Here is a 22861-nt window from a genome sequence, read left to right on the forward strand (position 1 = left end):
GGCTCCCACAGGTGCTCCACAGTCATCAGGTTTAGTGGGGTACCTGTGGGAGCCGGCTTGCCGGCGATAGGGCCAGTAGTGACAGAAATTTCTTTATATTGAAGCTGATCCCCGCAAATCCTGGCCTGTTGACGTATCATTAGCCCCCTAACGGCAACCCTTTCAGGATCGCTTGCGCATGCTCGCCCTTCTCATCCAGACGCTGAACATCACGGCCCCGGTCTTCGCCATGCTGTTCATGGGCGTGCTGCTCAAACGCATCCACCTGATCGACGACAATTTCAACCGGGTCGCCTCGCAGCTGGTGTTCAACGTCTGCATGCCCGCGCTGCTGTTCCTTGGCATCTACCACGCCGACCTGGCGTCGGCCGTCAAACCCGGTGTCATCCTCTACTTCGTCGTCGCCACGCTGGTGGGCTTTGCCGTGGCCTGGGGCATGGCCATCTGGCGCTGCCCGCAGGCTGACCGTGGCATCTACACCCAAGGCGCATTTCGCGGCAACAACGGGGTCATTGGCCTGGCGCTGGCCGCCAGCCTTTACGGCGACTACGGCATCTCCCTGGGCGCGGTGCTCGCCGGGCTTGTGATCCTCATGTACAACTCGCTGTCCGCTGTGGTGCTGGCCGTGTACAGCCCGGACCTCAAGTCCGACCCGTGGAGCATCTGCAAGAGCATCTTCAGCAACCCGCTGATCATCAGCGTGCTGGTCGCCACGCCGATGGCCTACGGCCAGGTACCGCTGCCCAACTGGCTGCTTACCTCCGGCGACTACCTGGCGCAGATGACCCTGCCGCTGGCGCTGATCTGCATCGGCGGCACCTTGTCGCTGGCGGCGCTGCGCGACAGTGGCAAGCTGGCCATCGATGTCAGCCTGGTGAAGATGGTCTGGTTGCCGCTGATCGGCACCCTCGGGGCCTGGCTCTGTGGTTTTCGCGGGGCCGAACTGGGCATCCTGTTCCTGTACATTGGCAGCCCGACGGCGGCGGCCAGTTATGTCATGGCGCGAGCGGCCAACGGCAACCATGAGTTGGCGGCCTCGATCATCGTAATCACCACGCTAATGGCGGCGATCACCACCAACATTGGTATTTTCATCTTGCAGTGGGGCGGGTGGATCTAGATCCTTCGCTGCCAACAACACAAAAAACACTGCCTCACTGAGCTAAAGGACACTTCATGCAAGACCAGAGCACGCCCGAGCGCTTGCAGCGCGGGCTGAAGAATCGCCATATCCAGCTGATCGCGCTGGGCGGTGCCATTGGTACCGGGTTGTTCCTGGGTATCGCCCAGACCATCCAGCTGGCAGGCCCGTCCGTTTTGCTGGGCTATGCCATTGCTGGCCTGATGGCTTTCTTCATCATGCGCCAGCTCGGTGAAATGGTGGTCGAAGAGCCGGTCGCCGGCAGTTTCAGCCACTTTGCCCACCAGTACTGGAGCGAGTTCGCAGGCTTCGTCTCGGGCTGGAACTACTGGGTGGTGTATGTGCTGGTGGGCATGGCCGAGCTGACGGCGGTGGGCATCTATGTGCAGTACTGGTGGCCGGAGTTTCCCACCTGGGCCACGGCGGCGATCTTCTTCGTGGTGATCAACCTCATCAACCTGACCCAGGTGAAGGTCTACGGTGAGATGGAGTTCTGGTTCGCCTTGGTCAAGGTGGTGGCCATCGTCAGCATGATCGGCTTTGGTGCCTGGCTGCTGACCAGTGGCCACGGCGGTCCGGATGCCAGCGTGGCCAACCTGTGGCAATACGGTGGGTTCTTCCCCAACGGTGTCACTGGCCTGGTGATGGCGCTGGCGGTGATCATGTTCTCCTTTGGTGGCCTGGAGCTGGTGGGCATCACTGCCGCCGAAGCGGACAATCCGCGCCTGAGCATTCCCAAGGCAACCAACCAGGTGGTGTACCGCATCCTGATCTTCTACATCGGTGCGCTGGCAGTGCTGCTGTCGCTGTACCCGTGGCAGAAGGTGGTGCAGGGCGGCAGCCCGTTCGTGATGATTTTCCACGAACTGGACAGCGACCTGGTGGCGACCATCCTCAACATCGTGGTGCTGACTGCCGCGCTGTCGGTCTACAACAGCTGCGTGTACGCCAACAGCCGCATGCTGTTCGGCCTGGCCAGCCAGGGTGATGCGCCACGCCAGCTGCTCAAGGTCAGCCGCAGCGGCGTGCCACTGACGGCGCTGGGCGTGTCGGCCTTCGCCACGGGCATGTGCGTGCTGATCAACTACCTGATGCCGGGTGAGGCGTTTGGCCTGCTGATGGCGCTGGCGGTATCGGCGTTGGTGATCAACTGGGCGAGCATCAGCATCACCCACCTGAAGTTCCGCAAGGCCAAGCTGGCGGCGGGTATCAAGCCGTTCTACCAGAGCTGGGGGCACCCGTTCACCAACTACCTGTGCCTGGCGTTCATCGTGCTGATTCTGGTGGTGATGTACCTGACCCCGCCGATTCGGATTTCGGTGATGTTGATTCCGGGGTGGATTGCGCTGTTGTACGTGGCGTTTCGCTTGAAGAAGGCACGGCAGGCTTGAGATAGGGGGGATTCGAGGCGCATGTCTTGAATCATGTAGCGCTCTTGAGATCGAGCGCCGCCCGCGCGGCGCTCGATTTCATAGGCGCCGAATAACCCAAGGCATGCATTTCGCTGCCGCGACACGACCTTCCCGCTGTTAGTGCTGCCGCCGCCAGGCACGGACGGTGGTATACAGCAGCACCAAACCAAGCACTGGAAGAACGTAGAACAGCATCAGCCGCTCCAGGCGGCCGGCCAGCGGCATGCCCATGGTAAAAGCCGCCACGTGCAGGCCGTAGGCCAGGTACAGGCAAAGAAACACCAGCCCCTCAGCGCGTGTGATGCGGTAGCCGGAGTAGAACACGGGCAAACTCAGCGCCGCGACGCCAAGCATCACCGGCAGGTCGAAACCCAGTGCGTTGGGCGAGATGGTCAGCGGTATGGGCGTGATCAATGCCGTCAGGCCAAGCACCGCCAGCAGGTTGAACAAATTACTGCCAATCACCGTGCCCACGGCGATCTCGCGTTCGCCGCGCAGGGCGGCGATCAATGCTGCGGCCAATTCGGGCAGGGAGGTGCACACGGCAACCACGGTCAGGCCGATGATGCGCTCAGACAAGCCGAGGTCAGTCGCCACCTCGACCGCCGCTTCCAGCAGCAGATGCCCTGCCAGGCTCAACAAGCCGAGGCCGAAGGCGATCTGCAACAACGTGCCGGACCAGAAGCGACCGGCGCTGCTGGTGAGTGGGCGCGGGGCAGGGTAGGTACGGGCATAGTGCCGCGATTGGTGCCAGAGCATGGCCAGGTAGCCCGCCAGGCCAAGCAGAAGCAACAACCCTTCGACGCGGCCGAGATGGCCGTTGGCTGCCAGCGCATACACCAGCCCGCTGGCGAGGATCATCAGTGGAATGTCCAGGCGCACCAGCTGGCGCGATACCCGCAACGGGATGATCAGTGCTGCCAGGCCGAGAATCACCAGCACGTTGAAGATATTGCTGCCGATCACGCTGCCCACGGCCACGTCGGGCGCGCCCTGGTAGGCGGCCTGTAGGCTCACGGTCAGTTGCGGCGCGGTACTGCCGAACGCCACCAGGCTCAGGCCGATGATCAATGGCCGAACGTGCAGGCGCTGGGCCAGGCGCAGGGCGGCGCGCACCATCAGTTCGGCGCCGCCCACCAGCAACAGCAGGGCTACGCCCAGTTGCAGGAGGCTGAAAGTGGGAAGGGTGGCCAGGTCGAAAATGGTGTGGGCTCCAGTTGGGTCAGTCGCTCAGACCTTGTACCCGGACGCGCGCCGTTCCGCTACGGAGCATGCCGATTTTTTCTGCTGCAGCACGTGACAGGTCGATCAGCCGACCGCGTGTGTGCGGGCCGCGGTCGTTGATGCGGACCACTACGCTGCGCTGGTTGGCGAGGTTGGTGACCATTACCCGGCTGCCGAAGGGCAGGCTGCGGTGGGCAGCGGTGAGGCCGTGCTGGTTGAACGGTTCGCCGCTGGCAGTGCGTTTGCCATGGTGGCGCGAGCCGTAATAGGAGGCGGTACCGGTCTGGTTGTAGCCGCGGGGGTCGATGTCGTGGCTGGCGCAGCCGGCCAGCAGGGAGAAGAGGGCGAGGGTTGTAAGGGATCTTCTTAGCAAATCGGATGCTCCGGTGCTGCTGTTGGGGCCGCTGTGCGGCCCATCGCGGATAAATCCGCTCCTACACAGTGCTGGTAGGAGCGGATTCATCCGCGATCGAGGGCAACGCCCTCGCCGCTTTTTTCAGCTCACCCTTCGAGCTTGGCCTTGAGCAATTGGTTCACTTGCCCCGGGTTGGCCTTGCCCTTCGACGCCTTCATCGCCTGGCCGACGAAGAAGCCGAACATCTTGCCGCGCTTGGCCTCGTCGGCGGCGCGGTACTGTTCAACCTGATCGGCGTTGGCAGCGAGCATCTCGTCGAGCATCTTGTCGATTGCACCGGTGTCGGTGACCTGCTTGAGGCCCTTGCTTTCGATGATGCTGTCGGCATCGCCTTCACCCGCGGCCATGGCCTCGAACACGGTCTTGGCGATCTTGCCGCTGATGGTGTTGTCGCGGATGCGCAGCAGCATGCCGCCGAGCTGCTCGGCGCTGACCGGCGCCTGGTCGATTTCGATACCCAGCTTGTTCAGCAGGCTGCCCAGCTCGACCATCACCCAGTTGGCAGCCAGTTTTGCATCGTCGCCAATCTTCACCACCTGCTCGAAGTAGTCCGCCTGTTCGCGGCTGGAGGCCAGCACGTTGGCGTCGTAGGCCGACAGGCCGTACTGGCTCTGGAAGCGCTCGACCTTCTGCGGCGGCAGCTCTGGCAGGCCGGCGCGGATGGTTTCGAGGAAGCTGTCCTCGATGACCACCGGCAGCAGGTCCGGGTCGGGGAAGTAACGGTAGTCGTTGGCTTCCTCCTTGCTGCGCATGGAGCGGGTCTCGTCCTTGTTCGGGTCGTACAGGCGGGTTTCCTGGATGACCTTGCCGCCGTCCTCGATCAGGTCGATCTGGCGCTGGATCTCGCTGTTGATCGCGCGCTCGATGAAGCGGAACGAGTTGACGTTCTTGATCTCGCAGCGGGTACCGAACTCGGCCTGGCCCTTGGGCCGGATCGAGACGTTGCAGTCGCAGCGCAGCGAGCCTTCGGCCATGTTGCCGTCGCAGATGCCCAGGTAGCGCACCAGTGCATGGATCGCCTTGACGTAGGCCACGGCTTCCTTGGCGCTGCGCATGTCCGGCTCGGAGACGATTTCCAGCAGCGGGGTGCCGGCGCGGTTCAGGTCGATGCCGGTAGAGCCGCTGAAGTCTTCGTGCAGGCTCTTGCCGGCGTCTTCTTCGAGGTGCGCGCGGGTTACCCCGATGCGCTTGATGGTGCCGTCTTCAAGGGCGATGTCCAGGTGACCCTTACCGACGATCGGCAGGTCCATCTGGCTGATCTGGTAGCCCTTGGGGAGGTCGGGGTAGAAGTAGTTCTTGCGCGCGAACACGTTGCGCTTGCCGATTTCGGCATCGATCGCCAGGCCGAACATGCAGGCCATGCGCACGGCTTCCTGGTTCAGCACCGGCAGTACGCCGGGCATGCCCAGGTCAACCAGGCTGGCCTGGGTGTTCGGCTCGGAGCCGAAGGTGGTGGCGCTGCCGGAGAAGATCTTCGACTGGGTGGCCAGCTGGGTGTGAATTTCCAGCCCGATCACAACTTCCCATTGCATGTGTGAATTCCTCAGAAGCCGTTGGGGGCGCGGGTGTGCCAGTCGGTGACTTGCTGGTAACGGTGCGCGACGTTGAGCAGGCGGCCTTCCTGGAAATACGGGGCCAGCAGCTGCACGCCGACCGGCAGGCCATCGACGAAGCCGGCTGGCATCGACAGGCCCGGCAGGCCCGCCAGGTTGGCGGTAATGGTGTAGACGTCCTCGAGGTAGGCGGCGACCGGGTCGCTGCTCTTGGCGCCGAGCTTCCAGGCCGGGTTTGGCGTGGTCGGGCCGAGGATCAGGTCAACGCCTTCGAAGGCCGTCATGAAGTCGTTCTTGATCAGGCGGCGGATCTGCTGCGCCTTGACGTAGTAGGCGTCGTAGTAGCCGGCCGAAAGGGCATAGGTACCGACCATGATGCGGCGCTGCACTTCGGCACCGAAGCCTTCGCCACGGGAGCGCTTGTACAGGTCGGTGAGGTCTTTGGGCTCTTCGCAACGGTAGCCGAAGCGCACGCCGTCGAAACGCGACAGGTTGGACGAAGCTTCGGCAGGCGCGATCACGTAGTACGCCGGGATGGCGTGCTGCATGTTCGGCAGGCTGATTTCCTTGACCACCGCGCCGAGCTTTTCCAGCTCCTTGACGCTGGCCTGCACCAGTTCGGCGATGCGCGGGTCGAGGCCGGCACCGAAGTATTCCTTCGGCAGGCCGATGCGCAGGCCTTGCAGCGAGGCGTTGAGGTTGGCGCTGTAATCCGGCACCGGCTCATCGCCCCCAACGAATGGCTTGACCTCGATTCCACCGAAGCCCCTACCAGATCTTGCAGGTGCCAAGCCTGTGCAAGTCCTCTATAAAACTGCACTCCATCCCTAAGGAACCCCAGCAATGCACATGGAAGAGCACACACTGAGCGAAATGGACGATGAGCTGAAACTCATGCTCGGCCGCTTTCGGCACGAACAATTCGTCGAGAAACTCGGATGGCGGCTGCCCGCCCATCCGAGCCAGGCAGGTTGTGAATGGGATCAATACGACACCGAACACGCCCGCTACCTCCTGGCGTTCAATGCAGACCGCGCCATCGTTGGCTGCGCCCGGCTGATTCCCACCACGCTCCCCAACCTGCTTGAAGGGGTGTTCAGCCATGCCTGCGCCGGGGCGCCGCCCAAGCATCCAGCCGTCTGGGAAATGACTCGCTTCACCACCTGCGAACCGCAATTGGCGATGCCGTTGTTCTGGAGAAGCCTCAAGACGGCCGCCCTGGCGGGCGCAGAGGCCATCGTCGGGATCGTCAACAGCACCATGGAGCGCTATTACAAAATCAACGGAGTCCACTACGAACGGCTGGGCCCGGTCACGGTGCACCAGAATGAGAAAATCCTCGCCATCAAACTCTCGGCCCACCGCGAGCACCATCGCAGCGCGGTCGCACCGTCAGCCTTCATGTCCGGCACATTATTGAAAGAGACAGCTTGATACGGGCCGAGTCGTCCTTTTTGAATGCCCCTCAGATATAGCCCATCGCGACTGCGTAAGACACTGCCTGCACGCGGTTACTGGCGCCGATTTTGCGCTGGATGTTGCGGTGATGGTAATTCACGGTATCGGTGCACACCCCCATGATCACGCCGATTTCCTCCGAGGTCTTGCCGTCGGCCGTCCAGCGCAGCACATCACATTCCCTCCCACTGAACGCCACGCCCGTATTGAAGACACGCACGTCGCTCTCCAGCTCGGAAATTTTCTCGTGGGCCGCGGCGGCAAAGGCTCTGGTCACCGGCTTCAAGGCTTCAAATTCCTGAAGGCTGATGGGGTTGTTCTTGCGCGCCAGGCTTAACACCCCGACCCTCCCCTGGGCGTTGAACGAGGGTTGTGCCAGGCCGTGGCATAAATGTGAATCCTTGGCTTCAGACCACAGGTCCGCGCATCCCCGGAACAACTCATTGCTCCATAGAATGGGGGCCGACGAGACTTTGCTGTGCTTCACCGTGGGATCGATCACCGCGTAGTTAGCCGCCTGATATCGCTGCACCCAGTCCTCGGGGTAATTGCCGTACATATAAGTCCTGGGCCGCATGAACGGGGTCACGCTGCACATGCCGTAGGCAAAAAAATCAAACCGTAGTTCGCGCAAGGCCCTCAACGCGACAGCCGTAAACTCCTGCATATCCATGGTTCGCGCAAAGATACTATAAAAGTACGCATCCCATCCCAACTGCTGCCCTAATTCCATTTTGAGCACCACTAAAGTTGAAAACAGGCCGTTAGACTAGACCAACCTGAATCTCTGTCAACAAGCAAAATCACATCGTCATAGAAGGCTTTGCGCTAGCACTAGATTCATTGCGCCTAATCCAACCAACTACTTAGAACATTGCATCCCGGCGATGTTAGTAAGCCATTACCGCCTCTCAGCCGACGAATGAACCTGCCTCTTCACAATAATGCAACAGTTCATTCGGTGGGCTGCAGCCAACCCGTTCATACGCTAATCACTACAAGATCTGGTAGTCCACCCCCAAGAAACGCAGGTGTATAAACAACACCCGCTCAGCACCGCCAATGCTGGTGGAGTCCTTGGTATCGAACCCGGCCATGCCTTGCAGCAGCAGCGCGCAGTCTTCGGCGGTGCGCGCCAGCGGGCCACCCTGGTCGAGGCTGGAGGCGTAGGCGATCATGCCCCAGCGCGATACCCGACCGTACGTCGGCTTCAGGCCGGTGAGGTTGGTCAGGGCGGCCGGCTGTCGGATCGAGCCGCCAGTGTCGGTACCGGTGGTGGCCGGCAGCAGGCGCGCGGCGACCGCTGCAGCCGAACCGCCGGACGAGCCGCCAGGCACATGCTCGAGGTTCCACGGGTTTTTCACCGCGCCATAGTGGCTGGACTCGTTGGCCGAACCCATGGCGAATTCGTCCATGTTGGTCTTGCCCAGAGTGACCATGCCGGCTTCGGCCAGCTTGGCGACCACGGTCGCGTCATACGGCGCCTTGAAGTTGTCGAGCATCTTCGAGCCGCAGCTGGTGCGAACGCCGTTGGTGCAGAACAGGTCCTTGTGGGCGATCGGCGCGCCCAGCAGCGCACCGGTCTCGCCAGCGGCGCGACGGGCGTCGGCGGCACGGGCCTGGCCCAGGGCCAGCTCCTCGGTGACGCTGATGATGCTGTTGAGTTGCGGGTCGAGTTGCTGAATGCGCGCCAGCAGTGCGCCGGTCAGCTCTTCGGAAGAAAACGACTTGTCGGCGAGTCCGCGAGCGATCTCGGCCAGGGTCAATTGATGCATGGCAGGCTCTATCCCTTACTCGATGACTTTGGGAACCAGGTACAGACCGCTTTCGGTCGAGGGTGCGATGGCCTGGTAGGCATCACGCTGGTTGCGTTCGGTGACCTGGTCGGGACGCAGGCGCTGGCTGGCCTCCAGGGGGTGGGCCAGGGGCTCGATGCCAGTGGTGTCGACCGCTTGCATCTGGTCGACCAGCCCGAGAATGCTGTTCAGTGCATCGGTAATGCGTGGCAGCTCGCCTTCATTCAGGCCCAGACGGGCCAGATGGGCGATCTTTTCCACGTCGCAGCGTTCAAGCGCCATGGGGATCTCCAGAGGATACAAAGAACGGAATAGGGTCCGTGATGAGGAACATGTCGGCATTTTGGCGGTCATACGGCCGCGATCATCTGCTGGCGTGCTCGGAAAAACGACCAATTTAACATATTGGCTCCTTGCCCAAAATCCCTGCCATTGTTAGAGTTTGCCGCACTTTTTTACCCACGCTTTCCCCAGGGTCACTTTCCCATGTTCAAGAAACTGCGTGGCATGTTTTCCAGCGATCTCTCCATCGACCTGGGTACTGCCAACACCCTTATTTACGTGCGTGAGCGCGGTATCGTCCTGAATGAGCCCTCGGTTGTTGCCATCCGTACCCACGGCAACCAGAAAAGCGTCGTCGCCGTCGGTACCGAAGCCAAACGCATGCTGGGCCGTACGCCTGGCAACATTGCTGCCATTCGTCCGATGAAAGACGGCGTCATCGCCGACTTCAGCGTTTGTGAAAAAATGTTGCAGTATTTCATCAACAAGGTTCACGAAAACAGCTTCCTGCAGCCCAGCCCTCGCGTGCTGATCTGCGTGCCGTGCAAGTCGACCCAGGTAGAGCGCCGCGCCATTCGCGAGTCGGCCCTGGGTGCCGGTGCCCGTGAAGTGTTCCTGATCGAAGAGCCGATGGCCGCTGCCATCGGTGCCGGCCTGCCGGTCGAAGAAGCGCGTGGCTCGATGGTCGTCGATATCGGTGGCGGTACCACTGAAATCGCCCTGATCTCGTTGAACGGCGTGGTCTACGCCGAGTCCGTCCGCGTCGGCGGCGACCGTTTCGACGAAGCCATCGTCACCTACGTGCGCCGTAACTACGGCAGCCTGATCGGCGAATCCACTGCCGAGCGCATCAAGCAGGAAATCGGGACCGCCTACCCGGGCGGCGAAGTGCGCGAAGTCGACGTGCGCGGGCGCAACCTGGCCGAAGGCGTGCCACGTGCCTTCACCCTGAATTCCAATGAAGTACTGGAAGCCCTGCAGGAATCCCTGGCGACCATCGTCCAGGCGGTCAAGAGCGCCCTGGAGCAGTCGCCGCCAGAGCTGGCTTCCGACATCGCCGAGCGTGGCCTGGTGCTGACCGGTGGTGGCGCGCTGCTGCGTGACCTCGACAAGCTGCTGGCCCAGGAAACCGGCCTGCCGGTAATCGTCGCCGAGGACCCGCTGACCTGTGTCGCCCGTGGCGGCGGTCGCGCCCTGGAGATGATGGACAAGCACGCGATGGACCTGCTCTCCAGCGAGTGATAACCGCTGCATCTGAGCGCCCGGTTTACAGGTAGCACGCGCAGTGCTACCTGTATGTGCTGGGCTGGCGTCCGTTCGGGCGTCGTTTCCGTCAACCCGCAACCAGGCTGGTGCCTTGTCCCATGTCCAATGACCTCCTGAGTCGTCCACGAGGAACGGCCCATTAAACCGCTTTTCTCCAAGGGCCCTTCACTGGGCGTTCGCCTGCTCGTATTGGTGGTGCTGTCGGTCGCGCTGATGGTGGTCGACGCACGCTTCGACATGCTCAAGCCCGTGCGCAGCCAGATGGGCCTGGTGCTGATGGAGTCGTACTGGATCACCGACCTGCCGCAGCGCATGTGGCAGGGCGTGGCCGGCCAGTTCGGCAGCCGTACCGAACTGATCGCGGAAAACGAGAAGCTCAAGACCGAAGCCCTGCTGTTGCAGGGGCGCCTGCAGAAGCTGGCGGCCCTGACCGAGCAGAACGTGCGCCTGCGCGAGTTGCTCAACTCTTCGGCGCTGGTCAACGAGAAGGTCGAGGTGGCCGAGCTGATCGGGGTAGACCCCAACCCGTTTACCCACCGCATCCTGATCAACAAGGGGGAGCGCGACGGCGTGTTCCTTGGCCAGCCGGTGCTCGATGCCCGTGGCCTGATGGGCCAGGTGGTCGAGCTGATGCCCTACACCTCTCGGGTATTGCTGCTGACCGACACCACCCACAGCATCCCGGTGCAGGTCAACCGTAACGGCCTGCGCGCCATCGCCAGCGGCACCGGTAACCCGGAGCGCCTGGAACTGCGCCACGTGGCCGACACGGCCGACATCAAGGAAGGCGACCTGCTGGTGAGCTCCGGTATGGGGCAGCGTTTCCCGGCCGGCTACCCGGTGGCTACCGTCAACGAAGTGATCCACGACTCCGGTCAGCCGTTCGCCATCGTCCGCGCCATCCCGACCGCCGCACTCAACCGCAGCCGCTACATGCTGCTGGTGTTCAGCGACCGGCGTTCACCGGAACAGCGCGCCACCGACGCAGCGCTTGCCCAGGAAGAAGCCGACCGCAAGGGGGCAGCGAACCCCGCCCAGCCCGCCGTAAGCGCTGACCAGGCTGCACCGGCCGGCACGCCCGCACCCGCCACACCGGCCCCGGCCGCTGCAGCACCGGCAGCAGCGCCTGCCAGCCCTGCCGCAGCGCCTGCGGCACCTGCACAACCCCGGAGGCAATGATGGCCAAAGCGCGCCGTAATCACGGTTGGGTCATCTGGCTGACGTTCGCCATCGGCCTGCTGCTCAGCGTTTCGCCCATGCCGCAATTCCTTGAAGTGTTCCGGCCCATGTGGCTGGCGATGCTGGTGTCGTTCTGGACGCTCACGCTGCCGAACAAGGTGGGCATGACCACCGCGTTCGTGCTGGGCCTTGCCGAGGACGTGCTGTACGGCACGTTGCTTGGGCAGAACGCGCTGATCCTCACCCTGATCACCTTCCTGGTGCTGTCCCTGCAGCAGCGCCTGCGGATGTTCCCGATGTGGCAGCAGAGCCTGGTGATTTTGGTGATCTTCGGCATTGCCCAGCTGATCCAGCTGTGGCTCAGTGCACTCACCGGCAACCGCCTGCCAACCCTGGCCCTGGTCTGGTCGGCGGTCATCAGCGCCTTGCTCTGGCCCTGGATCAGTTTCGCCCTGCGCGATCTGCGCCGGCGCTTGCATATCAACTGACGGCGCTGCCACCACTGACAGGGAGATGTCTGCATGAAACCACTTTACCTGGCCTCCGGCTCGCCCCGTCGACGTGAACTGCTGACCCAGATCGGCGTGCCGTTCACCGTCACCAGCGCCCCCATCGATGAAACCCCGCTGCCCGCTGAAAGCGCCGTGGCGTATGTCGAGCGCCTGGCCAAGGCCAAGGCCGAAGCTGGCCTGGCCCAGCTCGACGGCCCAGCTGTGGTACTTGGGGCAGATACGGCAGTGGTGCTCGATGGTCGTATTCTCGGCAAGCCGGAAAACCGCGAAGATGCCTTGGCCATGCTGGCCGACCTGGCGAACCGTGAGCATCAGGTGCTCACTGCCGTGGCGCTGAGCGACGGCCAGTGCAGCCTGAGCGTCTGCGTCACCAGCACCGTGCGTTTTCGCGCCATCACCGCTGAAGAGGCCGCACGCTACTGGGCCAGCGGCGAACCGGCGGATAAAGCCGGCGGCTATGCCATCCAGGGCCTGGGCGCGGTATTCGTGACCGGCCTGCAGGGAAGCTATTCGGCGGTGGTCGGTTTGCCCTTGAGCGAAACGGCCGAACTGCTCGCCCAATTCGGTATTGCCTGCTGGCAGGTACCGGCGCTTTCGCCAGAGGTAACAAAGCAGCAGTAGCCAGTCCGGCACCCGCGATCCATCATTACCGAAGACCTTTGACGAGAGCCTGCCATGAGTGAAGAGATCCTGATCAACATCACCCCGATGGAGTCACGTGTGGCGGTGGTGGAAAACGGGGTGTTGCAGGAAGTGCACGTCGAGCGTACCCAGCGCCGCGGCATCGTCGGCAATATCTACAAGGGCAAGGTGGTGCGAGTGCTGCCGGGCATGCAGGCGGCGTTCGTCGATATCGGCCTGGAGCGCGCTGCGTTCATCCATGCCTCTGAAATTTCCCAGCGCGAAGGCTCTGCCGTCGAGACCATCACCGCCCTGGTGCACGAGGGCCAGGCCCTGGTGGTGCAGGTGACCAAGGACCCGATCGGTACCAAGGGCGCGCGCCTGACCACCCAGCTGTCGATCCCGTCGCGCTACCTGGTGTACATGCCGCGCAGCAGCCATGTCGGCATTTCGCTGAAGATCGAAGACGAAGCCGAGCGTGACCGCCTCAAGCAGGTGGTCAGCGACTGCATGGACAGTGAAGACATCAAGAATGCCGGTGGTTTCATCCTGCGGACCGCAGCCGAAGGCGCGCGTGCCGAAGAGATCCTGCAGGACATCCGCTACCTGCGCCGCCTGTGGGAGCAGATCGGCAGCCAGATCCAGACCTGCGGCGCGCCCACGGTCATCTACGAAGACCTTGGCCTGGCCCTGCGCACCCTGCGTGACCTGGTCAACCCTAAGATCGAGAAAATCCGCATCGATTCGCGGGAAACCTTCCAGAAAACCACGCAGTTCGTCGGCGAGCTGATGCCGGAGATCGCCGACCGTCTGGAACATTACCCTGGCGAGCGGCCGATTTTCGACCTGTACGGCGTCGAAGATGAAATCCAGCGGGCGCTGGACCGCAAGGTCCCGCTCAAGTCCGGTGGCTACCTGGTGGTCGACCCCGCCGAAGCGATGACCACCATCGACGTCAACACCGGCGCCTTCGTCGGCCACCGCAACCTCGAAGAGACCATCTTCAAGACCAACCTGGAAGCGGCCACGGCCATTGCCCGGCAGCTGCGCCTGCGCAATATCGGCGGCATCATCATCATCGACTTCATCGACATGGAGGACGAGGAGCATCAGCGCCAGGTGCTGCGTACCCTGGAGAAGCAGCTCGAGCGCGATCACGCCAAGACCAACATCATCGGCATCACCGAGCTGGGTTTGGTGCAGATGACCCGCAAGCGCACCCGCGAGAGCCTCGAGCAGGTGCTGTGCGAGCCGTGCGTGGCCTGCCAGGGCCGGGGCAAGCTGAAGACCCCCGAAACCATCTGTTATGAAATCTTCCGCGAAATCCTCCGCGAAGCCCGCGCTTATCAGGCTGAAGGCTACCGGGTACTGGCCAACCAGAAGGTGGTTGACCGGCTGCTCGATGAGGAATCCGGGAACGTAGCCGAGCTGGAAGCCTTCATCGGTCGAACCATTCGCTTCCAGGTCGAGTCGATGTACTCGCAGGAACAATACGATGTGGTGTTGCTCTGAGGCTTTTCGATTCGCGGCATAGGTGGGTCGGGCTGGCAAAAGCGGCACTACCAGCCATCATGGATAAACGACCTGGAGGGCAGTGGCCATGGGACGTCTGAACCGCGTTCTTGTCGCCTTGACCCGCTGGGGCCTGGGTATCTGTGCACTGCTGGCCGTGTTGGTGGCGCTGTACGTGAGCCTTGGGCGCGAGCTGGTGCCACTGGTGGCCGAGTACCGCGCCGACCTTGAAAGCAAGGCCGAGCAGGCGTTGGGCCTGCCGGTGCATGTGGGTGCACTCGAAGGGCGCTGGAGTGGCCTGGCGCCGATGCTGCGTGTGCGTGACCTGCAGTTGGGCGAGGGCGCCTCGGCGCTGCGCCTGGATGACGTCAAGCTGGTGCCCGACCTGTGGGCCAGCCTGACGTCTCGCGAAGTGCGCCTGGCGCATATCCAGTTGGCTGGCTTGCAACTGATCCTTCGTGAAGACGAGCAGGGCGGCTGGGCCCTCGAAGGGTTGCCGAGAAAGGACGACGCGCCACTGGACCCTGAAGCGTTGCTGCAGCAACTGCGCCAGTTGGGGCGCATCGACGTCTTCGACAGCCAGGTCACCCTGCAGCCCTGGCAGCGTGAACCGCTGACCCTGACTTATGTCAGCCTTGGCCTGCAGGCCGGTGCCTCGCGCCAGGCGCTGGACCTGCGCGCGACCTTGCCAGACGGCCAGCCACTGGCGATCAACCTGCGCAGCCGCGCCACCGCCAAGGCGTGGCGTGACGCCCAGGTCGAAGCGTACCTGAGCCTGCCGCAAAGCGACTGGGCACGCTGGCTGCCGCCACGCGTGCTGGGCCAGTGGCAGGCGCAGGCGCTGCGTGCTGGTGGCGAGTTCTGGGTCGACTGGCGCAAAGGCCAACTTGAACAGGCGGTGGTCCGCCTCAATGCGCCTCAACTGCGGGGAGCGTATGCTGAACGCAAGGCGGTCACCCTGGACAACCTGGCCGTGTCGGCCTGGTTCCAGCGCCGTGAGCAAGGCTTCGATGTGGTCGTCGACTCGCTTGCCGCCAGCATCGGCAAAGACCGTTGGGAGTCTCACCTGCAGCTGCGTCAGCGCCCCGGCGAAGACCCCGCAGGGGAGACCTGGCAGGTGCAGGCGGACCGCCTCGACCTCACACCGCTCACCCCGCTGATCAATGCCTTGGCGCCGTTGCCTGACAAGCTCATGGCCGTAGTCGATGCCTTGAAGGTGACCGGTGCCGTGCGCAATGTGCGCCTGGATATCCGCCCCAAGGCTGAAGGCAACGAGCGGCTGCAGTTCGCCGCCAACCTGGAGAAGGTCGGCTTTGACGCCTATCACGGCGCCCCGGCGGCAGGCAATGTGAGCGGCAGCATCAGCGGCGACCTGGGGCATGGCGAGCTGCGCCTGGATACTGACGCATTCATGCTGCACCTGTACCCGATCTTCGCCAAACCCTGGCATTACCAGAAAGCCAACGCACGCTTGACCTATGCCCTGGACAAAGAAGGCTTCACCCTGGTCGCCCCTTACCTCAAGGTACTCGGCGAGGAGGGCAAGATCGCCGGCGATTTTCTGATCCGCCTGCTGTTCAAGGAGGGCAGCGAGAGCTACATGGACTTGCGCGTCGGCATGACCGAGGGGGATGGCCGCTATACCGCCAAATACCTGCCCGAGGTGCTCAGCCCGGCGCTCGACGAGTGGCTGCGCAGCGCCATCGTCAAAGGTAACGTCGATCAAGGCTACTTCCAGTATCAGGGCTCGCTGAACCACGGTGCCAGCCCTGAAGCCCGCAGCATTAGCCTGTTCTTCAAGGTGCACGATGCCGCACTGGACTTCCAGCCTGGCTGGCCGCAGGTGCAGCATGTGGACGGTGATGTGCTGATCGAGGACAGCGGCGTGCGCATCAAGGCCAGCAAAGGGCTGTTGCTGGATACCCAGGTCAGCGATGTGAGCGTGAATATCCCCCATGTCGAGGGCGAGCAGCACAGCCACCTGTATCTCGATGGCAATTTCGACGGCAAGCTTGGCGATGGCCTGAAAATTCTCAAGGAAGCGCCGATCGGTACGGGTGAGATCTTCGCCGGCTGGGAAGGCGAGGGGCCGCTCAAGGGCAAGGTCAAACTCGATATCCCGTTGGCGCATGGTGAGAAGCCGAAGGTGCTGGTCGACTTCGCCACCGCCGATGCCCGGCTCAAGGTGGCACCGCCGAGCCTTGAGCTGAACCGCCTGAAAGGCGACTTCAGCTTTGATATCGACAAGGGGTTGAGTGGCAAGAACATCGCCCTGCAGGCATTCGGCAAGCCTGTCACCGCGCAAATCAGCGCCGAAGGCCAGCCCGGCCAGATGCAGACACGCATCAACGCCAGTGGCCAGGTGTCGCTACAGGCCCTTACCGACTGGTTGAAGTTCAAGCAGAACTTGCCAGCTTCCGGCGATATTCCGTACCAGTTGCAAATCAACCTGGGCAGCCGCGACAACAGCCTCAGCGTCAATTCATCGCTCAAGGGCCTGGCCATCGACTTGCCGGCACCGTTCGGCAAGGCAGCGGCCGATACCCGCGACAGCCGTTTCAGCATGAACCTGCAGGGCACGGAGCGGCGTTTCGATGCGGCGTATGCCAACCTTGCCCGCTTTGCCTATGCAGCACCGGGCGACAAGCTGGACCAGGGCCGTGGCGAGTTGCTGCTGGGCACCGGTGAAGCGCAGGTGCCAGCGGGCCAGGGCTTGCGCGTACGCGGGCGCCTCGAAAGCCTGGACCTGGAACCGTGGCAGGCGCAGATGGCTCGGTTTGCGGGTGACGACCCTGGCGGTAATGCCCGACAGAATCTGCAAAGCGTCGACCTGAGCATCGGCCAACTGAAAGCCTTCGGCATGGACCTCAACCAGGCCGTGGTGCGCCTTGCCCGTGGTGGCCCCGCGTGGGACCTGCGCCTGGACAGCAAGGAAGTCATCGGTAACGCACGCCTGCCGGATGCCAAGGCCGCAGCGATGACCGTGCGCCTGCAAACCCTGCGCCTGCCGGCAGCCGACCCGGCAGAAGCACAGGCCGAAGAAGGCCCCGACCCGCTGGCCTCGTTCGACCCGCGCAAGGTGCCGGCGCTGGACCTGACCATCGACAAGCTGTACCGCGGTGACGACCTGTACGGCAACGTGGCGCTGAAGCTGCGCCCGACGGCTCGCGGTGTGGCGGCGCAGGACATCGACCTCGACTTCAAAGGCCTGCACATCGACGGCAGCGGCGGGTGGGAAGGGCAAACGGGTGCCACCAGCAGTTGGTACAAGGGCCGCCTGGATGGCAAGAACCTGGCCGATGTACTCAAGGCTTGGGGCTTCGCGCCCACCGTGACCAGCCGTGACTTCCGCCTGGACGTGGATGGCCGTTGGCCGGGCTCGCCGGCCTGGGTTGGCCTCAAGCGCTTCTCGGGGAGCATGGATGCGGCCCTGCGCACTGGCCAGTTCGTTGAGGTGGAGGGCGGAGCCCAGGCCCTGCGCGTGTTCGGCCTGCTCAACTTCAACTCCATCGGCCGGCGCCTGCGCCTGGACTTCTCCGACCTGTTCGACAAGGGCCTGGCCTATGACCGGGTCAAGGGCCTGCTGGTGGCCAGTGACGGCGTTTATGTCACCCGCGAGCCGATCAGCGTGACCGGCCCTTCGAGCAACTTTGAGCTCGATGGCACCCTGGACATGGTTCGCGACCGGGTCAATGCCAACCTGCAGGTGTCCCTGCCGGTCACCAATAACCTGCCGCTCGCTGCCCTGATTGTGGGCGCGCCAGCGGTCGGTGGCGCGCTGTTCCTGGTTGATCGGCTGATCGGTGACCGCGTTTCGCGCTTCGCCAGCGTGCACTATCGCGTCGAAGGGCCGTGGAAAGAGCCTAGAATCACCTTTGTGAAACCCTTCAACAAGTAGTCAGGAGTGCCCATGAAGGTAGCGGTCATCCAGATGGTCAGCCAGGACGATGTGCTGGCCAACCTGCAGCGTGCGGGTGCCCTGCTCGAGCAGGCGGCACTTGGTGGTGCGCGGTTGGCGGTGCTGCCCGAGAACTTCGCGGCGATGGGCCGAAAGGACGCTGCCGCGATCGGCCGTGCCGAAGCCCTGGGTGAAGGCCCGATCCTGCCATGGTTGAAACGCACGGCCCGCGACCTCAGGTTATGGATAGTGGCCGGCACCTTGCCGCTGCCGCCTGCCCACCAGCCCGAGGCCAAGGCGCATGCCTGCTCGCTGCTGATCGATGAGCACGGCGATGTGGTGGCGCGCTACGACAAGCTGCACCTGTTCGACGTGGATGTGGCTGATAACCGTGGCCGTTACCGCGAGTCCGACGACTACGCCCATGGCGCTCAGGTAGTGGTGGCCGATACCCCGGTCGGGCGTCTGGGTTTGACCGTATGCTATGACCTGCGCTTTCCCGAGTTGTACAGCGCCTTGCGCGCAGCCGGCGCGGAGCTGATCACGGCACCGGCCGCGTTTACTGCGGTCACAGGGGCTGCGCATTGGGAAGTGCTGATTCGCGCCCGGGCCATCGAGACCCAGTGCTATGTGTTGGCTGCAGCCCAGGGCGGTACCCATCCAGGCCCGCGGGACACCCACGGCCACGCGGCGATCATCGACCCCTGGGGGCGGATTGTCGCCGAACAGGCGCAAGGCGAAGCGGTATTGCTCGCCGAGCGCGACAGTAATGAACAAGCGTCCATTCGGGCGCGCATGCCGGTTGCCTCGCACCGGCGCTTTTTCTCGCAGGACGCCTTGCGGCCTGCGCACACCTCGGAGTGACTATGAGCCAGATGTTATCCACCGTCAGCGATCAGCTCCTGGCCCCAGGCGGACTGACCCTGGACAGCCTGCAGGCTGTGTTGGGCGAACTGGCAGGCCCCGGCATCGATGCCGCCGACCTGTATTTCCAGGGCCAGATCTCGGAGACCTGGGCGCTGGAGGACGGCATCGTCAAAGAGGGCAGCTTCAACCTCGACCAGGGCGTCGGGGTACGTGCCCAGTCGGGTGAAAAAACCGGTTTTGCCTACAGCAACGCGATCAACCTCGAGGCGCTGACCTCCGCTGCCCGTGCCGCCCGGTCGATTTCCCGCGCGGGGCAGAATGGCACGGTTCAGGCTTTCCGCAGCCAGGACGTCACGGCCCTGTATGCCCCGGACAACCCTCTGGACGTGCTCAGCCGCGCCGAAAAGGTCGAACTGCTCAAGCGTGTCGATGCTGCTACGCGCGCGCTGGACCCGCGTATCCAGCAGGTCAGCGTGAGCATGGCCGGGGTCTGGGAGCGCATTCTGATTGCCGCCGCCGACGGTAGCCTGGCTGCCGATGTACGGCCGCTGGTGCGCTTCAACGTCAGCGTCATCGTTGAACAGAATGGCCGCCGGGAGCGCGGCGGGCAGGGCGGTGGCGGGCGTACCGACTACCGCTTCTTCACCGAGGAGCGGGTCATGGGTTATGCCCGTGAGGCGCTACGTCAGGCGCTGGTGAACCTTGAGGCGATCCCCGCGCCGGCCGGCACCTTGCCGGTGGTGCTAGGTTCGGGGTGGTCGGGCGTGCTGCTGCACGAAGCGGTCGGGCATGGCCTGGAAGGCGATTTCAACCGCAAAGGCAGTTCGGCGTTCAGTGGCCGAATTGGCGAGAAGGTCGCTTCGAGCCTGTGCACCATCGTCGACGATGGCACCCTCGAAGGCCGCCGTGGCTCGTTGAGTGTCGACGACGAAGGTACCCCAACCGAATGCACCACGCTGATCGAGAACGGTGTGCTCAAGGGCTACATGCAGGACAAGCTCAATGCACGCCTGATGGGCATGGCCGTGACCGGCAATGGCCGGCGCGAATCCTACGCCCACTTGCCGATGCCCCGCATGACCAACACTTACATGCGTGCCGGCGAAAGCGACCCGCAGGAAATCATCGCCTCGGTGAAAAAAGGCATCTACTGCGCCAGCCTGGGCGGCGGCCAGGTGGATATCACCAGCGGCAAGTTCGTGTTCTCGACCAGCGAAGCCTACCTGATCGAAGACGGCAAGATCACTGCACCGGTGAAGGGCGCCACGCTGATTGGCAACGGGCCTGAGGCCATGAGCCGGGTATCGATGGTCGGTAACGACCTGGCACTGGACAGTGGCGTGGGCACATGCGGGAAGGATGGGCAGTCGGTGCCGGTGGGCGTTGGCCAGCCGACGCTGAAGCTGGACGCGATCACTGTGGGCGGCACGGGGGCTTGATGGCGCTGGGGGGCTTTGTGGGAGCGGGCTTGTCCCGCGAAGAAGCTCACGCGGTAGTGGCTGGCACCGGCTTCGCCGGTGTTCGCGGGGCAAGCCCGCTCCCACAGGCCCCCACTTGCCACGCGTCAGCGCAGGCCGCGCTGAAGCTCGTCGAGGTCGCGGATGTACTTGAACACCTTGCGCGCAGCGGCAGGCGGTTTGTTCCGCGCTTTTTCGTGCTGGGCGTGACGGATCAGCGAGCGCAGCTGCTGACGGTCAGTGTCGGGGTACTCGTTGACGAAGCGTTCGAGGTCTTCGTCGTTACCGTCGATCAGGCGGTCGCGCCAGCGTTCCAGGCTGTGGAAGCGCTCGTTGTACTGGCGGCTGGAGCTGTCGATCTGGTCGAGCACCGCGTGGATGGCGTCCAGGTCCTGGTCGCGCATCAGCTTGCCGACAAACGACATGTGCCGTTTGCGTGCGCCATGGGCGGTGTGCTTGCAGGCTTCGGCCAGGGCCTTGCGCAGCTCGTCGGTCAACGGCAGGCGTGCCAGGGTATCGGCCTTGACCGTGGTCAGGCGTTCGCCGAGTTCGACCAGCGCATGCAGCTCGCGCTTGATCTGGGTTTTGCTTTTTTCGCCGTCGAAGGCGTCGTCGTATGAATCAACCATGGTGGCAGTCCGCTTGGGTTGTATGAAAAGTCGCCGAGCGGGGCTCAGGCAAGGCGAAAACAGGCGAGGAAGCGGAGTTTACTGGTTGTAAATGAGCATTCCGAGCCTGTTTTCAACGCAGCATGAGCGTCGCGCAGGCACTTTTCATATAAGGCATAGAAATTGCCGCCATCATAACCAGTCGGGGGCCGCTTGTCCGGCCCGGTCGTAGAATGACCCCCGCCGAACGCAGAATTTGAGTGGAGAAAACCATGAGTGCAGTCCAGAGCGTAGGCCCGAAAGACCTGCCAGCGTTGCAGGAGCAGGTCGAAGCGATCATCGCCGAGGCGCGCCGGCAAGGCGCCAGTGCCTGCGAAGTGGCGGTATCGCTGGAGCAGGGCCTGTCCACCACGGTGCGTCAGCGCGAGGTCGAGACGGTCGAATTCAACCGCGACCAAGGCTTTGGCATCACCCTCTATGTTGGCCAGCGCAAAGGCTCGGCCAGCACCTCGGCCAGCGGCCCGGACGCCATTCGCGAAACCGTTGCCGCTGCCTTGGCCATTGCCAAGCACACCTCCGAAGACGAGTGCTCGGGCCTGGCTGATGCGGCGCTGATGGCCCGCGATATCCCCGACCTGGACCTCTACCATGACTGGGACATCGAGCCTGAGAAAGCCATCGAGATGGCGCTGGCCTGCGAGGCGGCAGCATTCGATGCCGACCCGCGCATCCTCAACGCCGATGGCACTACCCTCAATACGCACCAGGGGTGCCGCGTGTACGGCAACAGCCATGGTTTTATCGGAGGCTACGCATCGACCCGGCACAGCCTGAGCTGTGTGATGATCGCCGAGGGCGAGGGGCAGATGCAGCGCGATTACTGGTATGACGTGAACCGCCAGGGCAACCTGTTGGCCGACCCGCGCAGCATTGGCCAGCGCGCTGCAGCGCGCGCCGCCAGCCGCCTGGGTGCGCGCCCGGTGAAAACCTGTGAAGTACCTGTGCTGTTCTCTGCCGAGCTGGCCGGCGGCCTGTTCGGCAGCTTCCTGTCGGCTATTTCCGGCGGCAATCTGTACCGCAAATCGTCCTTCCTCGAGGGGGCCATGGGCCAGCGCCTGTTCCCTACCTGGCTGACCCTCGATGAGCGCCCACACATCCCGCGTGCCTTGGGCAGTGCCGCGTTCGACGGTGATGGCCTGGCGACTTATGCCAAACCGTTCGTCGACAAAGGCGAATTGGTCTCGTACCTGCTGGGCACTTACTCCGGTCGCAAGCTGGGGCTGCCGAGCACGGCCAACTCGGGTGGGGTGCACAACCTGTACGTCACCCACGGCGTCGAGGACCAGGCAGCGCTGATTCGGCGCATGGGTCGCGGCTTGTTGGTCACCGAGCTGATGGGCCACGGCCTGAACATGGTTACTGGCGATTATTCCCGCGGTGCTGCGGGCTTCTGGGTCGAGAATGGCGAGATCCAGCACGCTGTGCAGGAAGTCACCATCGCCGGCAACATGAAGGATATGTTCCAGCAAATTGTCGCAATCGGCAGCGATCTTGAAACCCGTAGCAATATTCATACGGGCTCGGTGCTGATCGAGCGGATGACTGTTGCAGGTAGCTGAACACTCGGCGTTACGAGCATGCTCCAGAAACCCGGCCACCG

Annotated in this window: 18 protein-coding genes and 2 pseudogenes; 12 read left to right on the forward strand and 8 right to left on the reverse strand. The window is 63.3% G+C overall.

Features of this window, described 5'->3' with window-relative positions; translation table 11 throughout:
* The first annotated feature begins 178 nt into the window (after positions 1-178).
* Both ACNQPL_RS18750 and ACNQPL_RS18755 read left to right on the forward strand, forming a co-directional pair.
* On the forward strand, positions 179-1120 hold the full coding sequence (locus ACNQPL_RS18750; RefSeq protein WP_346611982.1) for an AEC family transporter: 942 nt from the start codon (positions 179-181) through the stop codon (positions 1118-1120).
* Positions 1121-1176: 56 nt separating this feature from the next.
* Positions 1177-2532 carry an amino acid permease gene (locus ACNQPL_RS18755; protein ID WP_416467537.1) on the forward strand — a complete coding sequence of 452 codons (1356 nt, stop codon included), beginning with the start codon at positions 1177-1179 and terminating at the stop codon, positions 2530-2532.
* Positions 2533-2670: 138 nt separating this feature from the next.
* Here ACNQPL_RS18755 and ACNQPL_RS18760 read toward each other — a convergent pair whose 3' ends face one another.
* The 4 genes and pseudogenes from ACNQPL_RS18760 to ACNQPL_RS18775 form a co-directional block, all read right to left on the reverse strand.
* Positions 2671-3714: a calcium/sodium antiporter gene (locus tag ACNQPL_RS18760; protein WP_346612070.1), complete on the reverse strand. Its 1044-nt coding sequence runs from the start codon at positions 3712-3714 to the stop codon at positions 2671-2673.
* Between the two features lie 61 nt (positions 3715-3775).
* The gene (locus ACNQPL_RS18765; protein ID WP_416467538.1) at positions 3776-4150 is read right to left on the reverse strand and encodes a septal ring lytic transglycosylase RlpA family protein; all 375 of its coding nucleotides are present in this window, start codon (positions 4148-4150) and stop codon (positions 3776-3778) included.
* A gap of 128 nt (positions 4151-4278) precedes the next feature.
* Entirely contained in the window at positions 4279-5724 is a 1446-nt protein-coding gene (gene gatB / locus ACNQPL_RS18770; protein WP_416467540.1) for an Asp-tRNA(Asn)/Glu-tRNA(Gln) amidotransferase subunit GatB, read from the reverse strand.
* 11 nt (positions 5725-5735) lie between these two features.
* Positions 5736-6467: pseudogene (locus tag ACNQPL_RS18775) on the reverse strand (amidase); the annotation flags it as partial.
* Positions 6468-6588: 121 nt separating this feature from the next.
* Between ACNQPL_RS18775 and ACNQPL_RS18780 the strand changes: the two are divergent.
* Entirely contained in the window at positions 6589-7179 is a 591-nt protein-coding gene (locus tag ACNQPL_RS18780; RefSeq protein WP_038635110.1) for an acyl-homoserine-lactone synthase, read from the forward strand.
* Positions 7180-7210: 31 nt separating this feature from the next.
* Here ACNQPL_RS18780 and ACNQPL_RS18785 read toward each other — a convergent pair whose 3' ends face one another.
* From ACNQPL_RS18785 to gatC, 3 genes and pseudogenes are all read right to left on the reverse strand, one after another.
* On the reverse strand, positions 7211-7936 hold the full coding sequence (locus ACNQPL_RS18785; protein ID WP_038635113.1) for an autoinducer binding domain-containing protein: 726 nt from the start codon (positions 7934-7936) through the stop codon (positions 7211-7213).
* Positions 7937-8264: 328 nt separating this feature from the next.
* A pseudogene (locus ACNQPL_RS18790) lies at positions 8265-8978 on the reverse strand (amidase); the annotation flags it as partial.
* 15 nt (positions 8979-8993) lie between these two features.
* Positions 8994-9281 carry an Asp-tRNA(Asn)/Glu-tRNA(Gln) amidotransferase subunit GatC gene (gatC, locus tag ACNQPL_RS18795; RefSeq protein ID WP_346611977.1) on the reverse strand — a complete coding sequence of 96 codons (288 nt, stop codon included), beginning with the start codon at positions 9279-9281 and terminating at the stop codon, positions 8994-8996.
* 204 nt (positions 9282-9485) lie between these two features.
* On the opposite strand from gatC, the gene mreB reads away from it, so the two are divergent.
* The 8 genes from mreB to tldD all read left to right on the forward strand — a co-directional run bounded on the left by mreB (position 9486) and on the right by tldD (position 20575).
* A complete protein-coding gene (mreB, locus tag ACNQPL_RS18800; protein WP_003255163.1) occupies positions 9486-10523 on the forward strand; it encodes a rod shape-determining protein MreB in 1038 nt (345 codons plus the stop codon).
* A 162-nt stretch (positions 10524-10685) separates the two neighbouring features.
* Positions 10686-11726 carry a rod shape-determining protein MreC gene (gene mreC, locus ACNQPL_RS18805; protein ID WP_416467584.1) on the forward strand — a complete coding sequence of 347 codons (1041 nt, stop codon included), beginning with the start codon at positions 10686-10688 and terminating at the stop codon, positions 11724-11726.
* The gene (gene mreD, locus ACNQPL_RS18810) at positions 11726-12214 is read left to right on the forward strand and encodes a rod shape-determining protein MreD (RefSeq protein ID WP_346611976.1); all 489 of its coding nucleotides are present in this window, start codon (positions 11726-11728) and stop codon (positions 12212-12214) included. The genes mreC and mreD overlap by 1 nt, the downstream gene beginning before the upstream one ends.
* Before the next feature lie 33 nt (positions 12215-12247).
* Positions 12248-12859 carry a Maf family protein gene (locus ACNQPL_RS18815; RefSeq protein WP_416467541.1) on the forward strand — a complete coding sequence of 204 codons (612 nt, stop codon included), beginning with the start codon at positions 12248-12250 and terminating at the stop codon, positions 12857-12859.
* A gap of 54 nt (positions 12860-12913) precedes the next feature.
* A complete protein-coding gene (gene rng / locus ACNQPL_RS18820; RefSeq protein ID WP_346611974.1) occupies positions 12914-14371 on the forward strand; it encodes a ribonuclease G in 1458 nt (485 codons plus the stop codon).
* A gap of 88 nt (positions 14372-14459) precedes the next feature.
* Positions 14460-18269, forward strand: coding sequence for a YhdP family protein (locus tag ACNQPL_RS18825; protein ID WP_416467542.1), 3810 nt, complete (start codon positions 14460-14462; stop codon positions 18267-18269).
* Positions 18270-18281: 12 nt separating this feature from the next.
* Positions 18282-19133 carry a carbon-nitrogen hydrolase family protein gene (locus ACNQPL_RS18830; RefSeq protein WP_416467543.1) on the forward strand — a complete coding sequence of 284 codons (852 nt, stop codon included), beginning with the start codon at positions 18282-18284 and terminating at the stop codon, positions 19131-19133.
* A gap of 2 nt (positions 19134-19135) precedes the next feature.
* Positions 19136-20575, forward strand: coding sequence for a metalloprotease TldD (gene tldD, locus ACNQPL_RS18835; protein ID WP_416467544.1), 1440 nt, complete (start codon positions 19136-19138; stop codon positions 20573-20575).
* A 125-nt stretch (positions 20576-20700) separates the two neighbouring features.
* Here the strand turns inward: tldD and yjgA are convergent, their stop codons facing one another.
* The gene (gene yjgA / locus ACNQPL_RS18840; protein ID WP_346611970.1) at positions 20701-21222 is read right to left on the reverse strand and encodes a ribosome biogenesis factor YjgA; all 522 of its coding nucleotides are present in this window, start codon (positions 21220-21222) and stop codon (positions 20701-20703) included.
* Between the two features lie 251 nt (positions 21223-21473).
* Here yjgA and pmbA point away from each other — a divergent pair, with 251 nt between their 5' ends.
* Positions 21474-22820, forward strand: coding sequence for a metalloprotease PmbA (gene pmbA, locus ACNQPL_RS18845; RefSeq protein ID WP_346611969.1), 1347 nt, complete (start codon positions 21474-21476; stop codon positions 22818-22820).
* The last annotated feature ends 41 nt before the right edge of the window (positions 22821-22861 follow it).

This window comes from Pseudomonas sp. LFS044 (assembly GCF_047978245.1).
Lineage (GTDB): Bacteria > Pseudomonadota > Gammaproteobacteria > Pseudomonadales > Pseudomonadaceae > Aquipseudomonas.

Excerpts from the sequence above, each read along its gene's own strand:
- ACNQPL_RS18750 (WP_346611982.1), top strand. The coding sequence starts at position 179 with ATGCTCGCCCTTCTCATCCAGACGCTGAACATCACGGCCCCGGTCTTC.
- ACNQPL_RS18755 (WP_416467537.1), top strand. The coding sequence starts at position 1,177 with ATGCAAGACCAGAGCACGCCCGAGCGCTTGCAGCGCGGGCTGAAGAAT.
- gatB (WP_416467540.1), bottom strand. The coding sequence starts at position 5,724 with ATGCAATGGGAAGTTGTGATCGGGCTGGAAATTCACACCCAGCTGGCC.
- ACNQPL_RS18780 (WP_038635110.1), top strand. The coding sequence starts at position 6,589 with ATGCACATGGAAGAGCACACACTGAGCGAAATGGACGATGAGCTGAAA.
- ACNQPL_RS18785 (WP_038635113.1), bottom strand. The coding sequence starts at position 7,936 with ATGGAATTAGGGCAGCAGTTGGGATGGGATGCGTACTTTTATAGTATC.
- gatC (WP_346611977.1), bottom strand. The coding sequence starts at position 9,281 with ATGGCGCTTGAACGCTGCGACGTGGAAAAGATCGCCCATCTGGCCCGT.
- mreB (WP_003255163.1), top strand. The coding sequence starts at position 9,486 with ATGTTCAAGAAACTGCGTGGCATGTTTTCCAGCGATCTCTCCATCGAC.
- mreD (WP_346611976.1), top strand. The coding sequence starts at position 11,726 with ATGGCCAAAGCGCGCCGTAATCACGGTTGGGTCATCTGGCTGACGTTC.
- ACNQPL_RS18815 (WP_416467541.1), top strand. The coding sequence starts at position 12,248 with ATGAAACCACTTTACCTGGCCTCCGGCTCGCCCCGTCGACGTGAACTG.
- rng (WP_346611974.1), top strand. The coding sequence starts at position 12,914 with ATGAGTGAAGAGATCCTGATCAACATCACCCCGATGGAGTCACGTGTG.
- ACNQPL_RS18825 (WP_416467542.1), top strand. The coding sequence starts at position 14,460 with ATGGGACGTCTGAACCGCGTTCTTGTCGCCTTGACCCGCTGGGGCCTG.
- ACNQPL_RS18830 (WP_416467543.1), top strand. The coding sequence starts at position 18,282 with ATGAAGGTAGCGGTCATCCAGATGGTCAGCCAGGACGATGTGCTGGCC.
- tldD (WP_416467544.1), top strand. The coding sequence starts at position 19,136 with ATGAGCCAGATGTTATCCACCGTCAGCGATCAGCTCCTGGCCCCAGGC.
- yjgA (WP_346611970.1), bottom strand. The coding sequence starts at position 21,222 with ATGGTTGATTCATACGACGACGCCTTCGACGGCGAAAAAAGCAAAACC.
- pmbA (WP_346611969.1), top strand. The coding sequence starts at position 21,474 with ATGAGTGCAGTCCAGAGCGTAGGCCCGAAAGACCTGCCAGCGTTGCAG.